25 protein-coding genes, 1 pseudogene and 1 riboswitch are annotated in these 24,641 nt (G+C 62.7%); of the genes and pseudogenes, 12 read left to right on the forward strand and 14 right to left on the reverse strand.

Annotated features, from left to right (window positions below):
• Positions 1-34 precede the first annotated feature (34 nt).
• The 4 genes and pseudogenes from C7T36_RS03230 (at position 35) to C7T36_RS30435 (ending at position 4,961) form a co-directional block, all read left to right on the forward strand.
• Positions 35-1,232: pseudogene (locus C7T36_RS03230) on the forward strand (NAD-dependent epimerase/dehydratase family protein).
• Positions 1,229-3,133: a hypothetical protein gene (locus C7T36_RS03235; RefSeq protein WP_045070704.1), complete on the forward strand. Its 1,905-nt coding sequence runs from the start codon at positions 1,229-1,231 to the stop codon at positions 3,131-3,133. Before C7T36_RS03230 ends, C7T36_RS03235 begins: the two are co-directional and overlap by 4 nt.
• A complete protein-coding gene (locus C7T36_RS30430) occupies positions 3,130-4,116 on the forward strand; it encodes a glycosyltransferase family 2 protein (RefSeq protein ID WP_258190572.1) in 987 nt (328 codons plus the stop codon). Before C7T36_RS03235 ends, C7T36_RS30430 begins: the two co-directional genes overlap by 4 nt.
• The gene (locus tag C7T36_RS30435) at positions 4,056-4,961 is read left to right on the forward strand and encodes a glycosyltransferase family 2 protein (RefSeq protein WP_258190573.1); all 906 of its coding nucleotides are present in this window, start codon (positions 4,056-4,058) and stop codon (positions 4,959-4,961) included. Before C7T36_RS30430 ends, C7T36_RS30435 begins: the two co-directional genes overlap by 61 nt.
• On the opposite strand, the gene yhjD is transcribed toward C7T36_RS30435, so the two are convergent.
• From yhjD to C7T36_RS03275, 7 genes are all read right to left on the reverse strand, one after another.
• Positions 4,958-5,995 (reverse strand): inner membrane protein YhjD, encoded by a 1,038-nt coding sequence (gene yhjD / locus C7T36_RS03245; RefSeq protein WP_045070706.1) that lies wholly within the window; start codon positions 5,993-5,995, stop codon positions 4,958-4,960. The two genes, C7T36_RS30435 and yhjD, sit on opposite strands and share 4 nt — an antisense overlap.
• A 59-nt stretch (positions 5,996-6,054) precedes the next feature.
• Positions 6,055-7,089, reverse strand: coding sequence for a tryptophan--tRNA ligase (gene trpS, locus C7T36_RS03250; protein ID WP_045070708.1), 1,035 nt, complete (start codon positions 7,087-7,089; stop codon positions 6,055-6,057).
• 26 nt (positions 7,090-7,115) lie between these two features.
• A complete protein-coding gene (locus C7T36_RS03255) occupies positions 7,116-7,625 on the reverse strand; it encodes a barstar family protein (RefSeq protein WP_239654807.1) in 510 nt (169 codons plus the stop codon).
• Complete coding sequence (locus C7T36_RS03260) at positions 7,625-8,146, reverse strand: ribonuclease domain-containing protein (protein WP_233365883.1); 522 nt, start codon at positions 8,144-8,146, stop codon at positions 7,625-7,627. Before C7T36_RS03260 ends, C7T36_RS03255 begins: the two co-directional genes overlap by 1 nt.
• Before the next feature lie 9 nt (positions 8,147-8,155).
• A complete protein-coding gene (locus C7T36_RS03265) occupies positions 8,156-9,001 on the reverse strand; it encodes an exodeoxyribonuclease III (RefSeq protein ID WP_045070712.1) in 846 nt (281 codons plus the stop codon).
• Between the two features lie 25 nt (positions 9,002-9,026).
• Entirely contained in the window at positions 9,027-10,166 is a 1,140-nt protein-coding gene (locus C7T36_RS03270; protein ID WP_045070713.1) for an MFS transporter, read from the reverse strand.
• 216 nt (positions 10,167-10,382) lie between these two features.
• Positions 10,383-11,606: an NADP-dependent isocitrate dehydrogenase gene (locus C7T36_RS03275; protein ID WP_033231283.1), complete on the reverse strand. Its 1,224-nt coding sequence runs from the start codon at positions 11,604-11,606 to the stop codon at positions 10,383-10,385.
• Between the two features lie 306 nt (positions 11,607-11,912).
• Positions 11,913-12,057: riboswitch (SAM riboswitch) on the forward strand.
• A 143-nt stretch (positions 12,058-12,200) separates the two neighbouring features.
• Between C7T36_RS03275 and C7T36_RS03280 the strand changes: the two genes are divergently transcribed.
• Complete coding sequence (locus tag C7T36_RS03280; RefSeq protein ID WP_045070715.1) at positions 12,201-13,496, forward strand: bifunctional o-acetylhomoserine/o-acetylserine sulfhydrylase; 1,296 nt, start codon at positions 12,201-12,203, stop codon at positions 13,494-13,496.
• A 32-nt stretch (positions 13,497-13,528) separates the two neighbouring features.
• Positions 13,529-14,632, forward strand: coding sequence for a homoserine O-acetyltransferase (locus C7T36_RS03285; RefSeq protein WP_045071185.1), 1,104 nt, complete (start codon positions 13,529-13,531; stop codon positions 14,630-14,632).
• A gap of 4 nt (positions 14,633-14,636) precedes the next feature.
• Here the strand turns inward: C7T36_RS03285 and C7T36_RS03290 are convergent, their stop codons facing one another.
• Complete coding sequence (locus C7T36_RS03290; protein ID WP_045070717.1) at positions 14,637-15,629, reverse strand: hypothetical protein; 993 nt, start codon at positions 15,627-15,629, stop codon at positions 14,637-14,639.
• Positions 15,630-15,674: 45 nt separating this feature from the next.
• Here C7T36_RS03290 and C7T36_RS03295 point away from each other — a divergent pair, with 45 nt between their 5' ends.
• Positions 15,675-17,660, forward strand: a complete 1,986-nt coding sequence (locus tag C7T36_RS03295; RefSeq protein ID WP_239654808.1) for a DEAD/DEAH box helicase — start codon at positions 15,675-15,677, stop codon at positions 17,658-17,660.
• Entirely contained in the window at positions 17,660-18,232 is a 573-nt protein-coding gene (locus C7T36_RS03300) for an SWIM zinc finger family protein (RefSeq protein ID WP_045070720.1), read from the forward strand. Before C7T36_RS03295 ends, C7T36_RS03300 begins: the two co-directional genes overlap by 1 nt.
• A 1-nt stretch (position 18,233) precedes the next feature.
• On the opposite strand, the gene C7T36_RS03305 is transcribed toward C7T36_RS03300, so the two are convergent.
• Entirely contained in the window at positions 18,234-18,518 is a 285-nt protein-coding gene (locus C7T36_RS03305; protein WP_033231289.1) for a DUF3017 domain-containing protein, read from the reverse strand.
• A 4-nt stretch (positions 18,519-18,522) separates the two neighbouring features.
• Entirely contained in the window at positions 18,523-19,380 is an 858-nt protein-coding gene (locus tag C7T36_RS03310) for a bifunctional methylenetetrahydrofolate dehydrogenase/methenyltetrahydrofolate cyclohydrolase (protein WP_172936014.1), read from the reverse strand.
• A 31-nt stretch (positions 19,381-19,411) separates the two neighbouring features.
• On the opposite strand from C7T36_RS03310, the gene C7T36_RS03315 reads away from it, so the two are divergent.
• Positions 19,412-19,924, forward strand: a complete 513-nt coding sequence (locus tag C7T36_RS03315) for a GNAT family N-acetyltransferase (protein WP_239654809.1) — start codon at positions 19,412-19,414, stop codon at positions 19,922-19,924.
• A gap of 22 nt (positions 19,925-19,946) precedes the next feature.
• Complete coding sequence (locus C7T36_RS03320) at positions 19,947-20,222, forward strand: DUF1905 domain-containing protein (protein WP_045070724.1); 276 nt, start codon at positions 19,947-19,949, stop codon at positions 20,220-20,222.
• A gap of 23 nt (positions 20,223-20,245) precedes the next feature.
• Here the strand turns inward: C7T36_RS03320 and C7T36_RS03325 are convergent, their stop codons facing one another.
• The gene (locus tag C7T36_RS03325) at positions 20,246-20,854 is read right to left on the reverse strand and encodes a pentapeptide repeat-containing protein (RefSeq protein ID WP_033231293.1); all 609 of its coding nucleotides are present in this window, start codon (positions 20,852-20,854) and stop codon (positions 20,246-20,248) included.
• Positions 20,855-20,899: 45 nt separating this feature from the next.
• Positions 20,900-21,550 (reverse strand): excalibur calcium-binding domain-containing protein, encoded by a 651-nt coding sequence (locus C7T36_RS03330; protein ID WP_045070726.1) that lies wholly within the window; start codon positions 21,548-21,550, stop codon positions 20,900-20,902.
• A gap of 120 nt (positions 21,551-21,670) precedes the next feature.
• On the opposite strand from C7T36_RS03330, the gene C7T36_RS03335 reads away from it, so the two are divergent.
• Positions 21,671-22,135 carry a tRNA (cytidine(34)-2'-O)-methyltransferase gene (locus tag C7T36_RS03335; protein WP_033231525.1) on the forward strand — a complete coding sequence of 155 codons (465 nt, stop codon included), beginning with the start codon at positions 21,671-21,673 and terminating at the stop codon, positions 22,133-22,135.
• Between the two features lie 3 nt (positions 22,136-22,138).
• On the opposite strand, the gene C7T36_RS03340 is transcribed toward C7T36_RS03335, so the two are convergent.
• On the reverse strand, positions 22,139-23,050 hold the full coding sequence (locus C7T36_RS03340) for a LysR family transcriptional regulator (protein WP_045070727.1): 912 nt from the start codon (positions 23,048-23,050) through the stop codon (positions 22,139-22,141).
• 91 nt (positions 23,051-23,141) lie between these two features.
• On the opposite strand from C7T36_RS03340, the gene C7T36_RS03345 reads away from it, so the two are divergent.
• The gene (locus C7T36_RS03345; protein WP_045071188.1) at positions 23,142-24,227 is read left to right on the forward strand and encodes a TDT family transporter; all 1,086 of its coding nucleotides are present in this window, start codon (positions 23,142-23,144) and stop codon (positions 24,225-24,227) included.
• Here the strand turns inward: C7T36_RS03345 and C7T36_RS03350 are convergent.
• On the reverse strand, positions 24,224-24,535 hold the full coding sequence (locus C7T36_RS03350) for a rhodanese-like domain-containing protein (RefSeq protein ID WP_045070729.1): 312 nt from the start codon (positions 24,533-24,535) through the stop codon (positions 24,224-24,226). The genes C7T36_RS03345 and C7T36_RS03350 overlap by 4 nt on opposite strands.
• Between the last annotated feature and the right edge of the window lie 106 nt (positions 24,536-24,641).

Consider the following 24,641-nt stretch of genomic DNA (forward strand, 5'->3'; position numbering starts at 1 on the left):
GCCGAATCCCGCTCTCGCGCATGAAAGGTGAACAATGCGAATACTGATCCTCGGCGGTGACGGATTCTGCGGTTGGCCGAGCGCGCTTCATCTTTCGGCGCACGGACATCAGGTGACGATCGCCGACAGTCTCGTTCGGCGACGAATCGACGACGAACTCGGAGTGCAGTCACTCACTCCCATTTCCCCCCCTGTCAGAGCGAGTTCGGGCATGGGCCGACGTGACGGGGCACCGCATCGACGTCGTCGAATTCGATCTCGCCCGCGATTACGAGGCGTTGACGGAGTTGCTGAATACATTCCGTCCGGAGGTGATCGTGCACTTCGCCGAGCAGCGGGCGGCACCGTATTCGATGAAATCACCGGACCTCAAGCGTTACACGGTCGACAACAATCTCAATGCGACTCACAACCTGCTGGCCGCGCTCGTGCACACGGGCATCGACGCTCATGTAGTCCATCTCGGAACGATGGGTGTGTACGGGTACGAGTCGGTACCGGTGGATCTACCCGAGGGGTATCTCACCGTGACCTACCCCGACCGGAACGGGAACTCGCATACCCGCGAAATCCTCTACCCCACTGCCCCCGGAAGCGTGTATCACCTGACCAAGTCGTTGGACCAGTTGGTGTTCCAGTTCTACGCGCGCAACGACGGCGTGCGCATCACCGATCTGCATCAGGGGATCGTGTGGGGTACTCAAACCGACGAGACGAATCTCGATCCACGACTGATCAACCGCTTCGACTACGACGGCGACTTCGGGACGGTGCTCAACCGCTTTCTGGTGCAGGCCGCAGTCGGCCATCCGCTCACCGTGCACGGGACAGGAGGGCAAACGCGAGCCTTCATCAATATCCGGGACACAGTGCGCTGCATACGATTGGCCGCCGAAACCGCGGCCTCCGTCGACGGCCGGGTACGCGTGATGAACCAGGTGACCGAAACCCATAGAGTGGCAGATCTGGCCCACCTGGTTGCCCAGACGGTCGGCGCGGACATCAGTGAGGTGCCCAATCCGCGGGCCGAAGCCGACGAAAACCAGCTCAGCGCCCGCAACGATACATTGATCGGGCTGGGTCTCGAACCGACCAGATTGGTCACCGGCCTTCTGAAGGAGTCGGTCGAGATCGCCCAGAAATACACCGATCGCGTCGACGTGAGCCGAATTCCGTGCACCTCCTACTGGAACAGGAACCGGAGATCGGTGGCTACGGAGCAGGTCGAGTGAGCGGCGGAGGCGAGCCCGACGACGAGCGGCAAGCGCAACCTGCTGCTCCGGAATCCGGGTACTTCCGGGGTGAGCGCGGCCGGACCGTTCCACGTTCCGCGTGGTGGATCCTGGGTGTGGCATTGGCACTTCTGCTGGTCTTCGTGCTGGTACGGCCGCTGTGGTTCACCCGCGACGTGGACGATACGAGCCTGGACGTTCCGGCGGATCGTCACTACACAAAATCGTTGTCGGGCGCCGGCTACGAGGACGGCGTCTGGCTCACCGACGATTCCCCGTCGACGAGTTTTGCCGTCACCTTCCCCGCCGACTCGGCGCGCCGCGAGACTCGTCTCCGTTTGACCGGAACGACGCAGGTGGCCGAGGACAGCGTTGTCTTCTTGATCGTGAGAATGGATGGGCAGCAGGTCTACAAGAGTGAGGTGGCACGAGGGAACAACGGACTCGACGTGATTGTCGATGTCCCGGAAGGACTGTCGAGCGACGGTCAGGTCCGTGTTCAGGTCCAGATCGAGGGAACCTTGGACAACCGGACGTGTACCCCTGACCATTCGGCCGGAATGCAGGTACACCTCGATCCTGCGAGCGTGGTGGAGGCGGCCCTCACCGAGCGTGTACACACCGTGCGGGATGCGGTCGTCTCGTGGGATCGTCGCGTCACAATCGTGCTTGCCGATCAGAACGACGAGTGGCGTACGACGGCGGCGCAGATGGGAATCGCGTTGACCCGCGCCGGGTACGAGGTGACCTATTCGGATGCCGTTCCGAGTTCCGATGCGCAGAATGCGTTGCTCATCGGCCCGGCCGACAAGGTAACCGACCTCGGTTGGTCCACGTCCGGCGAGACCGATGCAAGCGACGGTATCGTGCTCGGAACAGTCGACGACTCCCCTGTCATCGGAGTGCTCGCGCCAAGCGGAGCCCTGATCTCGAGATTCCTCACCCTCCCCGAGGTAGCCACCGCCGATTCGGAACGGAGCGATCCACGGGCGCTCGACACTTCACCGGCTGTCGGCACCGAGGTCGGCGTGAATACGCTTGGCGCAGACACCTCCGCCACGACCATTGCCGACGCCCACCGATGGCGGATCGGCTACTCACTTGCCGACTTGCCCGGCGGCCGTCTGCCGCAATCGATTCGGGTAGCGATGGCGCTCCCTGCCTCGCCCGATGATCTCACCTGGATTCTCAACGTCCAGCTCAACGGGCAACTGGTCGACAGTCGCAGGCTCGACGGGCAGTCGACACAGGCCGTCGTCTCCTTGCCCGCGGCGGCGCAACTGCTGGAGAACACCCTGACTCTGACCGTCCAACGCGACCGCGACCTCGGCGGCTGCGACGTGCGCGTGACCACCTATCCCATACAACTCCAGCCCACCTCGGCACTCCTTCTCGGTGACGATCTCGGGACGGGATTCACGGCGCTCCCGCGGGCGCTGGCCCCTGGGTTTGCCGTCTACTGGCCGGACTCCGCGAAAACAAGTGCAGTCGACGAACTCAATGCCGCCATTCCAACTCTGACGAAATTCATTCCGGCTCAATACGATCCGGAGTTCTTCTGGAATTCCGCTCCGGCGCCGGGCAGACCGTTCGTGCTGATCGGACAAAGCCCGGAAGTGAACCCGCCGGTACGGATCGAGGACGGCCGCATTCGCTCGGGATCCGCCGACCCCGCACTGGACATCACTGCGTTCGACGACGGAATGATCGTCGAAACGGCCACCAGCACAACAGGTGCCGGCGGCTTGGTCATCGAGTACGTCGGGAAGCCCGGGACCATACCCGTGCCGGACTTCGGCAGCGAATCCGCTCGAGTCGTCACGTCGCAGGGCAGTTTTGTGGTCAATACCGACGGCACCACCGCTCCCAACTCCCCCGCACGGGTGATCGCACCCCGATGACCGACGTCAAGCACGATCCACACGAGGCCGGAGCGGTCATCGACCACTTCCGGTCGGTCGACAGTGCGCCGGCGGACTATGCCGTCGATCGTCCGCCGAGCGGAACCAACGGATTCCTGGTCACGTTCGCAGGACTGTCGATCATCGCCATGTGCATCCGAACACTTCTGATTCATTCCGGTCTCGTCCACCTGCCACGAGACCTGGTCATCCTGTCAGACGGGCGAGGAACCGTTGTCTTCCCGCTGAGACTGTTTCTCGTGATGTTCTTCCTGACCTACGCCATCCATGCCTACTCGAATATCTGGCGCAGAGTCTTCATCGGAGTGTCCCTGCTGGGCAAGTACGCACTGTTCTGCATCGTCATCGATACTCTCGCGTGGCTACTCCACGAGGCCGGGATCATCTCGATCTCCGTGTTCGGAGCCCAGATGATCTCGGGGCTGATCGCACTGGGCATCTTCCCGCACACCATCCTGCGGCAAGCTCAACTACCACCCCAAGGCCCACTGCCCCTCGACCCGCGAATACCCCTGAGCGCCTTCCTCAAGCTGGCGGGTTGCCTGGTATTCGCGATCGCGGGTGCAGCGATCGCACTCAACGTTCTCTACGACCTCGTCGAAGTCCTGAAAAGCTGGGCGATACTCGGCGGTATCGGCGCGGGTGTGTTCCTGATGCAACAGCTCCTGGCAGTCTCGACTGCAGCGCTGGGCGTACGGGCACTGAAAAAGTCACGCCGCCATGAGTTCTCGCCGCCCGCAGCAATTCTCGTTCCCGCCCACAACGAGGCCCACGACATCGAGGACACCATCGTCGCCGTCGACAAAGCCGCCCAGACCTATCCCGGACAAATCCATCTCTACGTCGTCGACAATGCCTCCACCGACTCCACACACGATGTCGCCGAACGGATCATCCGCGAGTGCACCAACATCACCGGCACCGTGCTCGACTGCCCGACCCCGGGGAAGCCATTGCACTGAACCTGGGAATCGAGCACATCACGGAAGAGTTCGTCGTACGCATCGACGCAGACACGGTAATCGGGCCGCGCTGCCTCGAGACCGCGATGCGCCACTTCGCCAACCCGCTTGTCGGCTGCGTCGGCGGGATACCGATGCCCCGCGAGGAAAGAACCTGGATCGACAAATGCCGATTGATCGAGGTGTACATGCGCCACGGCTTCTTCCAGGTGTCCCTCGACGGCTACCAAGGCGTCATGGGCATTCCCGGCATGTTCGCCATCTACCGCCGGAGTCAACTGCTCGAAGTCGGCGGCATCGTGCAGGGAATGAACGGCGAAGACACCGACATCTGCATGCGACTGGCCGCCGCCGGCTATCACAGCGTGGCCGATCCGAGCGCCGTGTACTACAGCGAAACCCCCGCCTCTTATGCCCATTTACGTGAACAGCGAACACGATGGTTCCGCAGTATCTACCACCTCACCGCACGCAATCGCGCGATTCTGTTCGACCGACAAACGATGATCGGCACCTTCGTGCTTCCGTTCAACTTGGTCAACGCTGCCCGACGCGCGATGCTCGCGCCACTGCTCCTCTTCGCCACAATCGCCGGATTGGCGTTCCAATCGACGTTCACGACCCTGCAATGGCAGCCCATCGTGGCCACATTGTTGGGGATGTCGATGATCATGACCGTCGTCGTCTGTTTGATCTGGCGTCCGAGTTCGGTGAAGTACATTCCCGCGTACCTCTGTTTCCGACTACTACGCAGCTACTTCACTCTGGCATCCACACTCAGCCTGATCTATCCACCGATGCACCCACATCTCCCCCGAACACTGCTACGCCAGAAGCGTGCCTAGCGATTCTTTCTGCGCACGAGCCCCGACAGTCCGAGACCCGCCAAAGCGCCCGTTCCGATCAATGCCGCTGCGCGTGACGGTGACACCCCTTCGCTGACGACAACCCGCGGCGCGATGATTGCCGGATCGGGCGGCGGAATGTAGGCCAGTGCCATGCTTTTCTTGGTCGTCGCAGCCCAGGCGGTGCAGAACAGCAGCATGCGCGAAGCGGTGAACACGAATACGAGCAAACCGATAATCGGCCCGAATGCGACGCCGGCCGGGCCGCTACTGACCGCCGAAAGATAGATCGCACCAACCTGTTTGAACACTTCGAATACGAGAGCCGCCATCAGTGCCGCACTGGCGGCGCTGCGTAGATTCACCGGTTCACGGGGCAATCGTGCGATCACCCACAGGAACACCGCCCAGGTTGCCAGAATCGACAGCACCGTCGACAAGACTCGCAGTCCGACGCCGACGCCGGTGATGTTCTCGAGGTTGAGCCACACGACAACCTGACGCGCTACCGGCCCACTGCTGAGCGCCGACATGCCGAGTGAAATAACCAAGGCTGCGCCCAGACCGAGCAGTGCCCCGATATCGCCGACTTTGGTTCTGACAAACCCTTTGGAGTCACGCTTGCTCTCCCACATCGCGGTGAGCGCGTCGCGGACATTGGCCATCCAGCCGAGACCCGCGTACGACGCGACCAGAAGGCCTACCGCACCAACACTGGCGCGAGAGTCGATTGCCGAGTCGATCAAGCTGTTGATGGTGTCACCGAGGCTGCCGGGGATGGATTTGGTGATCTCTTCCTGAATCGAAGTCAGGTATTCGGGGTGGCCGGCCAACACGAAACCGGCCACCGCGAACGCAACCATCATGATCGGAATCAAAGCGAGGACGCTGAAGTACGTGATCCCGGCGGCGTAGTAGTCGCCCTTCTGGTTCTGGAATCGCATACCCGCTCGAACAAGGTGATCGAGCCACGGCCGCGCTGCCCGCTGCTTGTCGAGAAAGCTCGGCTCCTCTACGACAACTGATTCAGCCACAGATGTCCCCCTATTTCTGTATCGACCTGTTTCGTGTCAGCCGTTCACTTGCACCGTGCTCAGCCCTTGGGCGGCAGGAACCCGACCTTCTCGTACACGGTCGCAAGCGTGCGGGACGAGACCTCACGGGCCCGGTGCGCGCCGGCGGCAATGATGCGATCCAGTTCGGCCTCGTCGGCAAGATAGCCGTCGACCTTGGCCTTGAGCGGAGTCACGAACTGCGCCAACACGTCCGCGGTATCAGTCTTGAGATCGCCGTACCCCTTGCCTTCGTAGCCCGCGACCAAAGTCTCGATCGGTACACCGGACAGGGCCGACTGAATGGTGAGCAGGTTGCTGACACCAGGCTTGGCCTGCGGGTCGAAGCGGATCTCACGCTCGTTGTCGGTGACTGCCGACTTGATCTTCTTGGCCGACACCTTGGGATCGTCGAGCAAATTGATCAGACCGGCGTCGCTCGCTGCGGACTTGCTCATCTTCGACGTCGGGTCCTGCAGGTCGTAGATCTTGGCGGTGCCCTTGATGATCTGGGGTTCAGGAACGACAAACGACTTGCCGTAGCGCGAGTTGAAGCGGTTCGCGAGGTCACGGGCAAGCTCGAGGTGCTGACGCTGGTCCTCACCCACCGGAACGCGCTGCGGGCGGTACAGCAGGATGTCGGCGGCCATCAGAACCGGGTAGGTGAACAGCCCGACACTGGCGTTGTCACTGCCTTGCTTGGACGACTTGTCCTTGAACTGCGTCATGCGGCTGGCCTCGCCGAAACCGGTGATGCAATTCAGGACCCACGCAAGCTGAGCATGCTCGGGAACCTGGCTCTGGACGAAGATCGTTGCGCGGTCGGGGTCGATCCCGATTGCAAGTAGCTGCGCCACGGCAACCTTGGTGCGTCGACGCAGTTCCTTGGGGTCCTGCGTCACGGTGATGGCATGCAAGTCCGGGACGAAGTAGAAGGCGTCGAACTCGTCCTGCAGCCCCACCCACTGCTGCAATGCGCCCAGATAGTTACCGAGGTGGAAGGAATCCGACGTCGGCTGGATACCGGAAAGCACGCGAGGCTTTGCCGTGGGCTTCTGTTCTGCAGGGGTCGACATGCTTCCGATCTTTCCACGCGGGCGATTCAGGGAGTGTGTGTGGTCTCCGGGTAGCGGAGCACCGTGAGTTCCGACGCAAAGGTTTCTTCGGAACCCGAGCCGAACTGGTACGCGGTACCGAACGTGGTGGGCGCCCATTCCTCGGCGTAGAAATCCATCGACTCCCGGAACCAGGGCAACTGATCGGGTTCGCCGCGCAGCAACAGCTCAGCCTCTCGAACCAGAACGACAAACCCGGCGCCGAGGCCGAGTACGTCGTCGAGGTCACGCATGACGTCGTCGAAGGCGTCCTTGTTGCGACCGAAGTGTGACGGAAACTGAAATGCTGCCGCAAACTCGTCGAAGACCTGCGCCGTGGTCTGCATGTGCGATCCGCGAACCGTGCGGACAACAAGATCACGCATCCGGAGATCACGCGCCAACTCGTCCAGAAGTGCCGGTTCACCCGACACCGCCACCGACGAGACGCCGGATTCCGGGTCGAGCCACCGATCGACACCGACAGTTTCGCGATCAGGCATCAGCGAACTATCCATCAGCGAATCCTTGTGAAGGTCTCGTAGTGATCGAGGGTGTACCACGCGGAACCGTCGTTTCCGGTGACGATCCGCTCGGCATCACGGCCCTGGCCACTCTTCTTCGGATTGACGTCCCACTCCTGATAGACAACGCGGCCACCGCCGGCGCCGACTGCCGGCAACCTGCCCTCGCTGTTACGGAAGGTAACGCCGCCCTTGGTTCCCACCGCATTCGCGGAGTCCGGCCACCGTCCGGCATCGATCTCGACCAACGTGGCGAGTACCCGCGCAGGCGCATCGCTGCTCACCGGCTTCTGGGCCGACGTCGACTGCGCCGCCTTGGTGGTCGCCCCGGGCTTGACCTGAGTTGATGTCGTCGCCGAACTCGACGTGGTCGAGGTCGCCGAGCCGGCCGTTGCCGAACTGTCGGAGTCTTGCGACGACAGCACCATCGCCAGCACAACCGCGACCACTGCAACGACGACGGTGCCTACGGCCTTGAGTGTCTTGGCGCTCGGCATCTTCGAGCCCTCGGGCATTCGGGTGCCTTACCGGTAGGAGACGGTGACGGGAGCGTGATCGGACCAGCGCAGATCGTAGGATTCCGCGCGTTCGATCAACCCGGCCTTGGCACGCTCGGCAAACGCTCGGGTCGCCACCTGGTAGTCGATGCGCCAACCGGAGTCGTTGTCGAATGCCTTACCGCGGTACGACCACCACGAGTACGGTCCTTCGACGCCCGGATGCAATGCCCGGAACACGTCGACCCACGGGGACTCGTCCGCAAACAGGACGTCCATCCACTCACGCTCGCTGGGCAGGAAGCCGGAGGACTTCTTGTTTCCCTTCCAGTTCTTCAGGTCGGCTTCGTTGTGCGCGATGTTCCAGTCACCACTGACCACAACGTGTCGCCCGGCCGTCTCGGCTGCGGCAGCGGTGACCGCGAGGTGAGCCGCGAACGAACTCATGAACCGTTCTTTCGCCTCTTGCTTCGGGGTCAGAGCCTCCCCCGTCGGCAGGTAGAGACTTGCCACCGTGAGGTCGGCAAAATCCGCTTCGATGTAGCGTCCGGCGTCCTGAAATTCGTCGTCACCGAAACCGATACGGACGGCATCGGCTTCGACCCGGGACAGGACTGCGACGCCGTTGCGGCCTTTCGCCGACGGCTCGGCCGAAACGAGGAACCAGCCGTTCGACAGAGCGGGTTCGAGAGTCTCGTGCAACTGCTTGTCGGATGCTCGGGTTTCTTGAAGACAGATGAAATCCGCGTCGGTCTTCTCGAGCCATTCGGTCATACCCTTGCGGGCTGCGGCACGAATGCCGTTGACGTTCACCGACGTGATCGTGTGAGGCGCGAGAATATGAGAGTCAGCTGTTTGTGGCACGGCAAGCACCGTAGCCGATGATGCCGACGTGTTCTCAGTTCGCGGCTCTACGCTGCAGGATCACCGCAACCACCAGGACACCGAGCCCCGCGACGGCGAGGAGCGAACCGACGGCGGCGGGCGCTGTGTAACCGAAACCGGCGGCGATCACTACCCCACCGATCCAGGCTCCGAACGCGTTCGCGATGTTGAGGGCGGCGTGGTTGAGCGATGCGGCCAAGGTCTGGGCGTCCTCGGCAACGTCCATCAAGCGGGTCTGCAGCCCCGGAACCATGGACGCACCGGCCAGCCCGATGAGGAAGACGAAGAGCAACGCCGTATACGGGTTGCGAACGGCGAGAACAAAGATCGCGAGAATGATCGCCAGCGACGCCATCGATACGAACAGGCCCTTCATGAGCGCCCGGTCAGCGAGGTAGCCACCGACGAAGTTGCCGGCCACCATGCCCAGCCCGTAGAGCATGAGCGCCAGCGGAACAAACGACGCACCCAGACCGGACACGTCGGTCAACGTCGTGCTGATGTACGTGTACACGGCAAACATGCCGCCGAATCCGACCATGCCGACGATCAGAGTCATCCACACCTGGATGCGGCCCAGCGCCTTGAGTTCGGTGATCGGGTTGGTGATCGGCATAGCGTCGAGGCGCGGGATCCAGACGAGCAGCGACGCCACGGTGACGGCACCGATGACTGCGACCAGTGCGAATGCACTCCGCCATCCCACGGTCTGCCCGAGCCACGCGGCAGCCGGCACACCGACGACGTTGGCAACGGAAAGACCCATCATCACCATGGCAACGGCTTTGGCACGTTTACCCGGTTCAGCCAGATGCGCCGCAACGAGGGCGGCAACACCGAAGTAGGCACCGTGCGGCAACCCGGCGACAAACCGGGCGAGCATCAGCGTGGTGTACGACGGCGCGAACACCGACGCGGCATTGCCCACCGTGAACGCGATCATGAGCGCGATCAACAATGTGCGCCGCGGGATCCGAGCAGTCAGGGCCGCGATGAGCGGCGCACCGACCACAACGCCGAGCGCATAGGCGGAGATGACATGACCGGCGGTGGGCTCGGATACGCCCAGCCCGGTTGCCATCTCCGGCAGGAGACCCATCGCCACGAACTCGGTGGTGCCGATTCCGAATCCGCCGAGCGCCAACGCGAGCATCGCCGGGCCTCTGGCAGAGCGAACCCCGGATGTCGGGGCGTCAGGGCGGGAAAGGGTAGACGAAGTCACTGGTCAATTGTGGTCGCACCCTTGGTTGAACTTCCAAGTGAGAGCAGGTGAGTTCGCTCACGTGAGACCGCAGGCACAGAGCAGACACAAATGGGACGCCCGGAGTGCCCGGGCGTCCCATCTGAAAGTGAAGCTGTGGAACTTTTACTACTTGGCTGCCATCGACTTCTGCAGGTTCACGTCGAGCGCACCGAGGAATTCTTCGGTGGTCAGGTAACCCTGGTCGCCGCCGACCAGCATCGAGAGGTCCTTGGTCATCTGGCCGCTTTCGACGGTCTTGATGACAACGTCTTCGAGCTGCTGCGCGAAGCCGATGACCTCAGGGGTGTTGTCGAGCTTGCCACGGTGCTCGAGCCCACGGGTCCACGCGAAGATGGACGCGATCGGGTTGGTCGAGGTGGGCTTGCCCTGCTGGTGCTGACGGTAGTGACGCGTGACGGTGCCGTGAGCGGCCTCTGCCTCACAGGTCTTTCCGTCCGGTGTCAGGAGAACCGACGTCATGAGGCCGAGCGAGCCGAAGCCCTGAGCCACGGTGTCGGACTGGACGTCGCCGTCGTAGTTCTTGCATGCCCAGACGTAGCCGCCCTCCCACTTGAGTGCGGAAGCGACCATGTCGTCGATGAGGCGGTGCTCGTAGGTCAGACCTGCGGCATCGAACTCAGCCTTGAACTCGGTCTCGTAGACGTGCTGGAAGATGTCCTTGAAGGCACCGTCGTACGCCTTGAGAATGGTGTTCTTGGTGGACAGGTACACCGGGTAGTTCTGCTGCAGTCCGTAGGTGAGCGACGCGCGAGCGAAGTCACGGATGGACGTGGTGAAGTTGTACTGCCCCTGGACGACGCCGCCCTCTTCGGGGAAGTTGACCAGTTCGTGCTCGATCGGTGCGCTTCCGTCCTCAGGCGTGTAGGTGATCATCACCTTGCCGGGGCCGGGGACCTTGAAGTCTGTGGCGCGGTACTGGTCACCGAATGCGTGACGGCCGATGATGATCGGCTTGGTCCAGCCCGGGACGAGTCGCGGAACGTTCGAGATGATGATCGGTGCGCGGAAGATCGTGCCGCCGAGAATGTTGCGGATCGTTCCGTTCGGGGAACGCCACATCTTCTTGAGACCGAATTCCTCGACACGAGCCTCGTCCGGCGTGATGGTGGCGCACTTGACGCCCACGCCGTGCTTCTGGATCGCGTGTGCGGCGTCGATGGTGACCTGGTCATCCGTCTCGTCGCGGTACTCGATACCGAGGTCGTAGTACTCGAGGTTCACATCGAGGTACGGGTGGATCAACTTGTCTTTGATGAACTGCCAGATAATGCGTGTCATCTCGTCGCCGTCGAGTTCGACGACGGTGCCCTCAACCTTTATTTTGGACATGGGTGCTTCGCGTCCTCCTAGGAAGTTTCCCCTGGTTACACGGTTGCGGTCACACTTTGTGAGTGAGTCCGCGAACGGTTCGATTATCAAACCTAGACTGTGTGGACTGATCCCGGGAGATGAGTCCCAAACAAGACAAGCGTACTGCTAACGCTGGGGGCCGCAACCGGCAGCCCCTCCTCCGAGTCACTACTCACCGGTAACTTTTGCCTGCTAGTGGGCACCGTCGCGTCGAATGGCGACTGGTGACGCCGCACACTTCGACCCGCGTCATCCTTCGGCTTCACTCCCGGTAGAATTCAGCTCGGTCATGAGTACCAGCGTCAAGCCCCGGCTCGCTGGACGGCAACCCTCCAACCGCGGTGGGGTGCCCCGGGTGATGACCAGGTCGCCTCGAGGCGAAACTGCGCAATTGCAGCTTCACCGGATTTCCAGGCGACAAGCGCGGGTCCGACAGGGACGGACCCCAGACCGGGCCGAGCCCCACGGAGGTTTTTCAGTATGTGTCGCACTTGTAGATAGACCCCAGCACGGGGCGGCGATCATTCGCCCCCGTCCGACAGCTATCCGTCAGACCACTGGAGTACACAAATCATGACCGACATCTCAGCTAACTGGTCCTTCGAGACCAAGCAGGTCCACGCCGGACAAACCGCAGACACCGCCACCAACGCGCGCGCACTGCCGATCTACCAGACCACCAGCTACGTCTTCGACAGCACCGACCACGCCGCCGCGCTGTTCGGCCTTGCTGAGCCGGGCAACATCTACACGCGCATCATGAATCCAACGCAGGACGCCGTCGAGCAGCGCATTGCTGCACTCGAAGGCGGTGTCGCGGCACTCCTCCTGTCCTCGGGTCAGGCCGCCGAAACCCTCGCGATCCTCAACATCGCGGAGGCCGGAGACCACATCGTCGCCAGCCCCTACCTGTACGGCGGCACGTACAACCTCCTGCACTACACGCTTCGCAAGCTCGGCATCGAAGTCACGTTCGTCGAGGATCCCGACAACCTCGACCACTGGCGCGAAGCCATCCGCCCCGACACCAAGGCCTTCTTCGGCGAAACCATCGCCAATCCCAAGAACCACATCCTCGACATCCCCGGGATCTCAGCGGTGGCTCATGAGAACGGCCTCCCCCTGATCGTCGACAACACCGTCGCGACGCCGTACCTGCTCCGCCCCCTTGAACACGGCGCCGACATCGTGCTGCACTCCGCCACCAAATATCTCGGCGGACACGGCACGGCCATCGCCGGCGTCATCGTCGACGGCGGCACTTTCGACTGGACGCAAGGCAGACACACCAACTTCACCACCCCCGATCCGAGCTACCACGGCGTCACGTTCGCCGACCTCGGCGCACCCGCCTACGCTCTCAAGGCGCGTGTACAACTCCTGCGCGACCTCGGCTCCGCCGTCGCACCGTTCAACGCGTTCCTCATCGCCCAGGGCATCGAAACCTTGAGCCTGCGCATCGAGCGCCACGTCTCCAACGCCCAGCAGGTGGCCGAATTCCTCGAAGGCCACACCGCCGTCGCGTCCGTCTCCTACGCCGGACTCCCCTCCTCACCGTGGTACGAACGCGGAAAGCAGCTGACCCCCAAGGGAACCGGCGCCATCGTCACCTTCGAACTGCCCGGCGGCATCGATGCCGGCAAGAAGTTTGTCAACGCCCTTACTCTGCACAGCCACGTCGCCAACATCGGTGACGTCCGCTCCCTCGTCATCCACCCCGCCTCCACTACTCACGCCCAGCTCACCCCCGAGGAACAACTCGCAGCCGGCGTCACCCCCGGTCTCGTTCGCCTCGCCGTCGGAATCGAAGGCATCGCCGACATCCTCGCCGACCTCGAAACCGGCCTCACCGCGGCGGCAACGTCTTGACCGTCAACGAAGCTCAGACAGCGGTCGCGGATATCCTGCCGCCGCCGGACGGCCGAGTCGGAACCGTCGACATCGGCTCGCTGCAACTCGAGAACGGCGCCGTGCTGCCGTCGGTATCGCTTGCGGTTCAACGGTGGGGCGAGCTGTCCCCGAACCGCGACAACGTCGTGCTCGTGGAACATGCCCTGACCGGGGACTCACACGTCACCGGTCCGGCGTCCGAAAATCAGCCGTCACCCGGTTGGTGGAACGGAATGGTCGGCCCGGGCGAACCTGTCGACACGGGCGAATGGTGTGTCATTGCGACCAATGTTCTGGGCGGTTGTCGTGGCACCACCGGCCCGAGTTCCCTTGCCGAGGACGGCAAACCGTGGGGTAGCCGGTTTCCGGGCATCTCCATTCGCGATCAGGTCGCAGCCGAGAAGAAGCTGGTCGACCTGCTCGGCATCGATCGACTGGCTTCGGTAGTCGGCGGCTCCATGGGCGGTATGCGCACCCTCGAATGGACTGTGTCGTACCCCGAGAATCTGAACTCCGCATTGGTACTGGCTACGGGTTCACGCGCGACAGCCGATCAAATCGGTACACAGACAACACAAATCGCCGCCATCATGTCCGACCCCGATTGGCAGGGCGGCAATTACCACGGAACCGGGCGCACACCCCGGGCCGGCCTCGGTATCGCGAGGCGCATTGCGCACCTCACCTACCGCGCCGAATCGGAACTCGACACACGTTTCGAGAACACCGCCCAGGGAAATGAAAACCCCTGGAACGGTGGACGATACGCGGTTCAAAGCTACCTGGAACATCAGGCAGACAAGCTCGTGTCGCGTTTTGATCCCAGCACCTACGTGCTGTTGACCGAGGCTATGAACCGTCACGACATCGGCCGCGGACGCGGTGGTGTCGCAGCGGCTTTGGCGTCCATCACCGTGCCGGTCGTTGTCGGTGGAGTCGATTCCGATCGTCTCTACCCGCTGCGCCTGCAGGAAGAGATCGCCGCCGGAATCCCGACATGCACCGGCCTCGAAATCCTGAATTCCAAGGACGGGCACGACGGGTTCCTCACCGAAGCCGACGCTGTAGCAAAACTGTTGCGCCGCACAATGGAATTGGCGCGCACGACGCGCTGAGCATTCAGCTTCCGGTCAGACTTCCGAGCGATCCGGTCGACGCCGTCTGCGCGCCGAGGGCTATCGAGTGATAGGCCCCGGCCGCGACGGCGGTATATCCGTCTCCGGTCGGGACACCGCCCAGTTGCCCGTTCTCGTTGTTACCCCAGGCAGTGATCGTGCCGTCGGCAGACAGCGCCACCGAATGGCGGAAGCCGCCGGCGATCGCGGTGAACCCACCGCCGGTCGGAGCACCGGTGCGCTGCCCGTACTCGTTGCTGCCCCAGATCACGATGTGACCGTCGGCGGTCAACGCGAGGGAATGGTCCTCGCCCGCAGCGATCGCGGTGAACCCACCCTCGGTCGGTAGCCCGTCGCGCTGCCCTTCGGCACTGCCGCCCCACATGGTGATGTGGCCGTCGGTCGTGAGCGCCAGCGAATGGAAGTTACCGGCGGCGATCGCGGTGAAACCGCCATCGGTCGGGACATCGGCCCGCTGCCCGTACTCCTCGCTGCCCCAGTCCACGATTGTTCCTTCAGGAGTCAACGCCAACCCGTGGTAAGTACCGGCAGCAATCCTGGTGAACCCACCACGTGCCGGGAGATCGTCCTGTTGCCCGAATTCGGAACTTCCCCACGCAGCAATGTGTCCGTCGGCAGTAAGCGCTACCGCGTGGTCCTCACCCGCCGCAATCGCGGTGAAACCACCACCGGTCGGAACTCCGTCACGCTCTCCCCACGCGCTGTGTCCCCACGCGGCGATGTGACCGTCGGTGGTCAACGCCACCGAATGATGATCGCCGGCAGCAATCGCGGCGACACTGCCCCGAGTCGGGACGCCGTCGCGCTGATTATTGTCGGCCCCGCCCCACATGGTGACGCCGCCAGGACTCGTAACGGGAACACCTACCGGCGCGGCGGCAGCACCCGTTGCGGTGGCAAGTGCCAGCACTCCCACACCGACAGCAGCGACGAGCAGTCGAAAGTGCCTACCTGAGAGATTTTTTCGTCGCTTCATTGGGTTCCTTATTCGCAAGTGTCAGGTACTGCGGATCTACGGACAATGACTATCACGTCCGAGGACGGAAATGCCCGGTTCTCCGTCAGAGCGGACTCGTCGCCTCCCGTCAATGTCGGGAGAACCACAACTGATCTGCGGTTTTTGGGGACGTATCCGGTGGCCCGCGGTCATCGATCACGGCTACCATCGGCGCTCGTGACTCAACCGTGCCCGGATCAGCTGCAGGCGACCTACCTTCCCGAGAACATGGCGTTCGGGTTCTGGGGTGTGCCGGATACAGCCGGGCATCTCGCGGAGTTGGGGCTCCCTGCCGGCAGCGCCGCCGTCGCCCGAATGGCTGTACCCGTCGACAGCGTCATCACACCCGTCGACGTCGAAATTCGGACTGTCGAATTCGCCGACGCGGTAACGGCACTGCAGGTTGCGAACGTGGATCAACCCGGTATCGGAGAGTCGGTGCGCGCCTGGAAGCGGGTGATCGAGGGCGGTGAACACGGCACCATGCCACCAGCCGGGCACGCCGCTCTCTACCGCGACGACACTGTCATCAGAAGTGCTGCCGCGGCGGTGCAGCGTTTCACCCACGCACAGACTCTGGTGGACGCACTCGATCGTGCGCAGGTTCAGGCGACTTTGCGCCCGTACCAGGTTCTTGGAGTGGAGTGGTTGACGTCGCTGACCGAGACCGGCGGCGGCATACTTGCCGACGAAATGGGGCTCGGTAAAACGCTGCAAGCCATTTCGATGATCGCGATCAGAGCCGCAGACGGCCCGCATCTTGTTGTCTGCCCGACGTCGGTGATCGGAAACTGGCGACGCGAGATCGAGCGGTTTGCGCCGCACCTGAGCCTTCACATTCATCACGGGTCCGGCCGCACACTGCCTGCGGAACTAGGTAAAGGCACCGTGGTACTCACCAGTTACAGCGTCTTACGTTCGGACACAGCCGAACTGGAGACGCCGCAGTGGGCGTCGGCCATCTTCGACGAAGCGCAGCAGATCAAGAATCCGTCGTCGCTGGCCGCCAAAGCTGCAATGCAACTGAATGCCACCGTCAAAGTTGCGATGACCGGCACGCCGGTCGAGAACCGTCTCGAAGAGTTGTGGAGTTTGTTCCACGTCGCCAATCCGGCTGTACTGGGAACTCGTGCACGCTTTCGGCAGCGTTTTGCCGTCCCGATCGAATCCGGCCGCTCGGCGTCCGCCGCAACAAGGTTGGCGACGATCATCGAGCCATACGTGCTGCGCCGAACCAAAGATGCTGTTGCCAAGGATCTTCCGCCGAAGCAGTTCTCGACCGTCGCGTGCACCCTCACGTCGGAACAGGCGCGAATCTACCGGGCGGCGGTCGCGGACGCGTTCGATACCGGACTGGGCACCGGAATTGCCCGACGCGGCAACGTCCTTGCACTGCTCACCACTCTCAAGCAGGTATGCAACCACCCCGCTCAGGTCACCGGCGACAGCGAGGATCTCCGCGGCCGTTCCGGAAAGTTCGATCGCGCAACCGAAATGCTTGCCGAGATCGTCGACGACGGTGATCGGGCCCTGGTGTTCACGCAGTACCGCACGATGGGCGAACTACTGTCGAAACACCTCGCGGCCGAACTGGGCATCGCAGATGTTCCTTTCCTCCACGGTGGTCTGAACGTTGCCAGTCGCGACGCCATGGTCGACGCCTTCCAAACCGACGACACGTCCTCGCCCATTCTCATTCTGAGCCTGCGCGCGGCCGGGTTCGGACTCAATCTCACCCGCGCCAGTCACGTCGTTCACTACGACAGATGGTGGAACCCTGCCGTCGAAGATCAGGCCACCGACCGAGCCCACCGAATCGGCCAGCACCGCACCGTCAACGTCCACACCCTGGTCACCGGAGGAACCGTCGAAGATCACATCGCCGTCATGCACGAATCCAAAAGAGCTGTAGCCGAGTCGATTTCCGGAAACTCCGAAGGAGCCCTCGCAAACCTTCCCGACAGCGAACTACGTGAACTGCTCGAACTCGACGGCGCGGTGATCATCTGATGGCTACCGAATTCGGAGTGACCGCATGGGGCCGTGTGTGGTTGCGGACGGTTGAGCAAACGTCGACATCCGGACGCAACCCCACCTTGCCCACCGCACGCACACTGGCCCGCAACGGTGGTGTCACCTTCACGGACATTTCTGCCGGTACGGTTTCCGCCCAGGTCACCGCCAAGGGTAAGACCTCGACTGTTGTTGTCACCGTACCGCTCTGGGACAAGACACAATCCGACACCGCGGCCCGCATGATTCGGGCGCTAGGCACCACGAACCGGTCCGTATCGACCGGAGAGCTACCGGACAGCGTCGTCGCGGATCTACAGGCGCGCGATATCACTGTGGCCGTGAATCTTTCCGAATGCACGGCCACGTGTGACTGTTCGAGTCGGCGCACGCCCTGCGTTCACCATCTTGCGGCGATCTACGCCCTGGCGGGCCGGATCGACGAAGAACCTGCACTTGCCGTCACGCTTCGAACCAAGCAGGCGAAAAGGCGGAACTCCGCCGCCAAGAAACTACAGGGTGAGTGGATTCCGTTGCGCGAGATAAACGTCGGGTCGTTCTACAACTGACTCAGTCCGTACCGAGCGGATCGATGGTCAGAGCAAGCGAGACGATCAACGCACCCATGACGCCCATGGCCGCCGTGTCGAACTTCTTGCCGCGCACCGCGAGCAGTCCCACGCGATTCTGTGGGAAACACCAGCGGGCAGCTGCACCGATAATGACCGCCACCCCCAAGACCAGCGAACCGCGACGCCACCGGTCGGCCAGGACAAGAACAACCGCGGCTGCGATCACGGCGAGAACCGTGATCATCGGCAAATTCTTCTTCACGAGGCCAACCGGTGAGGTCATGTCGTCAGGCTCCGGCCAGAACTCGCTCGGAGCGCTCCACCACGTTGGTGATCAGGAACGCCCTGGTCAGCGGGCCCACTCCACCGGGATTGGGCGAGACGAAGCCCGCAACGTCGTTGACGTCGGCAGCAACGTCACCACGCAAACCGTCGTCGGTGCGGCTGACTCCGACGTCGAGCACAGCAGCGCCCGGCTTGACCATGTCGGCGGTGATGAGTCCGGGAACGCCGGCGGCAGCAACGACGATGTCTGCACGACGAACCTCGGCAGCCAGATCACGGGTACCGGTATGGCACAGCGTGACGGTGGCGTTTTCGCTACGACGCGTCAGCAACAGTCCGATAGGGCGGCCGACGGTGACACCGCGGCCGACAACAACGACGTGAGCGCCGGCGATCGGCACCTCGTAGCGGCGGAGCAGGTGCAGGATTCCGCGCGGCGTACACGGCAGCGGAGCTTCCTTGCCGAGAACCAGACGGCCGAGGTTCACCGGGTGCAAGCCGTCGGCATCCTTGTCGGGATCGATGCGCTCGAGCGCTGCGTTCTCGTCGAGGTGCTTGGGCAGCGGCAACTGCACGATGTATCCGGTGCACTCGGGATTGGCGTTGAGTTCGTCAATGGTGGCGTTGAGCTGCTCCTGTGTGATGTCGGCAGGCAGGTCACGGCGCAGGGAGTTGATGCCGACCTTGGCGCAGTCGTTGTGCTTGCCGCGCACGTACGCTGCGGATCCCGGGTCGTCACCAACGAGAATGGTGCCAAGTCCGGGCGTGATACCCGCTGCCTTCAGCGCGTTCACCCGCACCTTCAGGTCTTCGAAAATTTCGTCGCGGGTAGCTTTACCGTCCAGGATCGTTGCAGTCACGGCGACCATTGTTCCAGGTTAGGGTCGATGCGTGACAACGGCTCCGGAACTACGCGGTCCGAGGGTGGTTCTTGCACCCGTCGCCGCCGATCATCATGCCCGTCTGCGGGCCATCCATCTGCATCCCGATGTGGCCGAATGGTGGCAGAATCCAGCCGACGACTGGCCTGCCGCTCCGGAGCCCGGCACCATTCGCTACAGCATTTTCCACGACGGGAACCTGATCGGATTCATCCAGTGGTACGCCGACGACGACAACCCGGACTTCCGCCACGCCGGTCTCGATCTCTTTCTCGATCCGGCTGTCCACGGCCGCGGATTCGGTCGTGAGGCGATACGCGTTCTGTGTGCGCACCTGATCGACGATCTGAAGTTCCACCGATTGATCATCGATCCAGAAGTGGAGAACACGGCGGCAATCGCGTGTTATCGATCGGTCGGGTTCAGGGACGTCGGGGTGATGCGCGAGTACTCACGCGATCGTCACGGCGAGTGGAAGGACGGACTGCTCATGGATCTGCTGGCCCGAGAATTCATTCGCTGACCAACCGAAAGGGCATGCCACCATGTTGTTGGACAAGGTATTCACCGCCACACTGCGCAAAAGTGACGCGAAAGGTGGCTGGACATACGTGATCTGGCCGGAGTCCGCCGAATACTTCCGTACCCGCGGACTGGTCAAGGTGCGCGGAACAATCGACGGACATCCGTTTCAGAGTTCGTTCATGGCCTTGGGCGACGGCACTCACAAGCTCCCGGTCAAGGCCGACATCCGCACAGCCATCGGCAAAGACGTCGGTGACCTCGTGACGATTCGGCTGGAGGAACGCCTGGAGCGGTAACTCCCGCTGTTGACCGGTTGCATCTACAGGTCGACAACCAAACCGTGCGCCGACGCATACGCCACCGCCTGCATCAATTCGATCTTGGCGTTTGCCACGACTGCAGACGTCCACAGACCCGGATCGACGCGCGCGCCGCGCAGGTCCGCGCCGTCGAGTTTGAGTCCACCGGTACGAGCGCCCGACAGATCCGCCGACACCAGAATCGCATCACGCATATCCGTACGCACGAGATTCGCTTCGCGGAAGCGGCATGACGTGAAGTCGATCCTCCGCAGATCCGCGCCACCCAACGAGGTGAGCGAGAAGTCCACCTCGTCGAGCGTCAACGGCCGGATGCGACATCCGTCGAACGTCGATCCCATCAAAGTGCAGTTTCGGAAGGTGCTGTGCCACAGGCTGGTCCGCGCGAAGTTGCACGAACGGAACGCGCTACCGATGTGCTCCGACTCCCCCAGATCTGCGCCGGTGAAGTCACAATTGTCGAAGACCACCGATTCCGTCGTCATGCCAGTCAGGTCTGCGTCACGGAACACACAATTGGTGAACGTGCGCTGGCGCCACACCTTTCCCGGCAATCGAGCATCGGAATAGTCTTCGCCGACTACGTTGTCGGATTCTTCGAGGGGCATGACCTACATACTGCCCCGCACTACCGACAGCAACTCGACCGCCTACTACTCGCAGGCCACGCCGTCGTTGTCCCGGTCGAGCTTCGAGGAATAGCCCGGGTCACCGCGGTAGATCGGCGCTGCACCAGCAGCCTTTACCGCTGAGCAGTTCGCGTAATACACCCCGGCATCAGGCACCTTGACCGGCGGCGGAATGTACGCGGGCTCAGTCGTCTTCGGCGGCACGTAGGCGGGAGGCGGTGGAACGTACTGGGTCGTTGTGGTTACTTGCGGAACTAACGGGACTATGGCGAGTGTTGTCGTCGTAGTCGGAGCCACCGTCGTGGTGGTCGCCGGCGCGACGGTCGTGGTTGTGGGCTTGACTGTGGTCGTTGTCGTTGCCTGCGTAGTTGTCGCTGCCACTGTCGTCGAGGAAGTCGCCGCCGGGGTCTTCGACTCTTCGGAGCCTCCCGTCCCTGCCGCAATTCCGATCACTGCGACCCCGGCTGCGGCAACGCCCGCGATCCACGGCCACTTGCGGCGTTTCTGATCGGCCGGTGCGGTGGGATCCTGCCGCGGCGAGCCTGGTGCTCCGAACACCTGCGTCGGGGCGTCGACAATTTTGGGACGGGTTTGAGCCGTCCACTGCTGGCCGTCCCAGTAGCGGTCGATCGTCGGATCGAAGGGGTCGGGATTCCAACCGGCAGGAGTATTCATCAAATGTCCGTTCTGAGAAGAATGCGGCAATTAGATTCCCACAAACTTTGCAGTTTGGTAACTGAATGGGAAAAACCCCGACATCGCGGCCGCCAATGGCATGCGCGGTAGGGTTTTGTGGTGTTCCGAGTCATGTTCCACGAGCCCCGTATCCCACCCAATACCGGTAACGCGATCCGCATGGTCGCGGGAACCGGTTGTGAACTACACCTGGTGGGCCCACTCGGGTTCGACCTGTCCGAACCGAAGCTCAAGCGAGCGGGGTTGGACTACCACGACTTGGCGACCGTGACTGTCCACGAGAACCTAACTGCAGCGTGGGAGGCCGTAACCCCGGCACGGGTGTTTGCCTTCACCGCACATGCAACCGTCCCGTATACCGATATCGCGTACGAACCCGGTGATGTTCTGCTCTTCGGTCCCGAACCGACGGGTTTGTCCGAAGAAGTCCTGGCTGACGAGCACATCACCGAGCGTCTGCGTATCCCGATGCTTCCCGGCCGACGCTCACTCAATCTCTCCAACGCAGCGGCGTTGGTCACCTATGAAGCGTGGCGTCAACACGGATTCAAGGGTGCTGTCTGAGCCTCAGCGCGAGTGAACAGCAGTGTTGGAACCGAGTGCGATGTCGAGGAAATCCCGCGCCGCGCCGCGCAATCCTCGCACCGGATCCCAGACTGCCTGCAATCTGCGGGGCATCCGCAGACCTTCGACGGTCACGGCAACCAACCGGCCGTCGGTGAGATCAGCGGCAACAGCCAAGGACGACAACACGGCCGGCGCGTTGCCCGCAACGACAGCAGCCTTGACGGCAGTGCACGACGTCAGCTCGAGAAGTGGTGGCGCACAATTGGGTACGGCATTTTCGAGTGTCATTCGAGTGCCGGATCCCGATTCCCGTTGAATGAGGGGCGTGCGGGCCAACTCCTCCACCGGAACGGGAGCGCCGTTGGCCCATTCGTGGTTTGGCGGCACGACAACAACCAGATGGTCACGCGCCACTTCACAGGACGCGAGTGAGCTCGGCACGTCCGGGCCTTCGACAAAACCGATGTCGGCTCGGCCGGCCTGAACCTGCGCGGAGACGTCGGAAGAGTTGTGGAGACTGACCGAAGCTACGACGCTGGGGAACTTGTGGCGCATGGCTACCGTCCACCCCGGTACGAGGTACTCGGCGATGGTCATACTTGCCGCAACCGTGACAGCCGCGTCACGTTCGCCGCGCAGCGCAGCAACACCGGATGCCATCTCTTCTGCGGTAACGAGTATGTGACTAGCCCATTCGAGAATCAGCCCACCTTCAGCCGTCGGGCGAACACCGGTTGCGGCACGATCGAAGACTTTGATCCCGAGTTGGCGTTCAACCGATCGAACCCGGGCGCTGACCGCCTGTTGACTGAGTCCGTGCTCCCGACCTGCAGCGCCCATGCTTCCCAGGCGGCCCACAGACAGAAGGACGTCGAGGGCGCTGAGTTCCGGGACTCGCGGGGACAGCGACATGCGTTCAGATTAGACCCACAAGCGCCATTTGTGGGCATTCAACAACAGGCCATCTACCGTCGGCAAACCCGACACCGACACACTGGAATTCATGAGCACCGCTACCCCGTCCGCATTTGCCCACATCACCCCGAACTGGTTTGCGGCGGCGATGGGAACGGGAATCGTGTCGGTGGCAGCGGCGTCTCTCCAACATGAGGTCGCGGCACTACACGTGGTGGCGGATCTCTTCTGGTTCCTCGCCGCAGCCATCCTGATCGCTTTGATCGGCGCGTTTGCCGCGCATTGGATCACCCACCGCGATTTTGCACTCGCCTACCTCCGTAGCCCCGCGATGTTCCCGTTCTACGGCGCGGTGGCAATGGCCCTGGTAACAGTCGGGTCCGCGACCGGCGTCACGGGCGCCAACTATCTCGGCCACAGCGCGGCGGTGACAATCTCGATAACTCTCTGGGTGCTGGGCACAACCCTGGGCTTGTGCACTTATGTCGTCATGATGGTCCGTCTGGTCCGCGACGCCGGCATGGCGACGGCCATGCCGTTCTGGCTCATGCCCGTCGTACCGCCGATGGTTTCCGCGACGACGGGAGCGGCGGTGACGACGCACCTGACTGAAGGCGCCGTCCGCACGTCGGTTCTCGTGTTCTGTTACGTGATGTTCGCGCTGGCGCTCTCGGCGGCACTGGTCATCGCCACAGCCGTCGCTCGGCAGTTCGCCGACAACCGTGCTCGCGGCGTCGACGCGATTCCGTTCAATGCCACTCCGTCACTGTGGATCCCGCTCGGCGTGATCGGCCAGTCGATCGGTGCCGCCAATCTCCTGGCCGACGCAGCACGCCACGCCGTCGCCGCAGACACCGCCGACGCCCTGCATACCTTCGGGCTTGTGTACGGCACCGTAGTCGGCGCACTCGGCGTGGTGGCGTTCATCGCCGTCACGACGGTCACGGTCCGAGCCCTGCGAGGCGGGTTGTCGTTCTCTCTCGGCTGGTGGAGTTTCACCTTCCCGATCGGAGCCTGTGCCGTCGGCGCCAACGCTTTTGGTATCGCCACCGGTTCACAACTTATCCTCGCGGTTGCCGCTGCGCTGCTGCTTGCGCTCATCCCAATCTGGGCCACAGTGGCAGCGCGCACCGTGAACTCCATCCGCAGCGGAGCGTTGCCCGCGCCCGCTTAGACGGCGCCGGTTTCGACCTCGCGCCCGGACTGGTGCCACTCCATAGTTCCGCCACGTACGGAAACAGCGTTGATGCCGCGACCCTGGAGGTACTCGGCAACCTGGAGACTGCGGCCACCGACTGCGCAGATCACGTACACCGTCTCGGCATCAGGGATCTCCCCCATCCGCGAGACGAACTCGCTCATCGGGATCAGTACGGCACCGGGAACACGCACCTGGGCGAACTCGTCTGCCTCCCGCACATCGATCAACGGCTCACCTGCCGCCAGTGCCGCTTCCAGTGCAGTGATATCGACTTCCAACATTGTGCGCAGTCCTACTCTCGTATCGGCGGTTCCCGGTTTCCTCGGTAACCTAGCTCTGCCGTAACGGTACGCGGGTGCCACCGGCAGCGGACGCGACGACCTGGCC

The sequence above is a fragment of the Rhodococcus sp. AD45-ID genome, assembly GCF_003023755.1.
In the GTDB taxonomy this organism is placed as follows: domain Bacteria; phylum Actinomycetota; class Actinomycetes; order Mycobacteriales; family Mycobacteriaceae; genus Rhodococcus_F; species Rhodococcus_F globerula.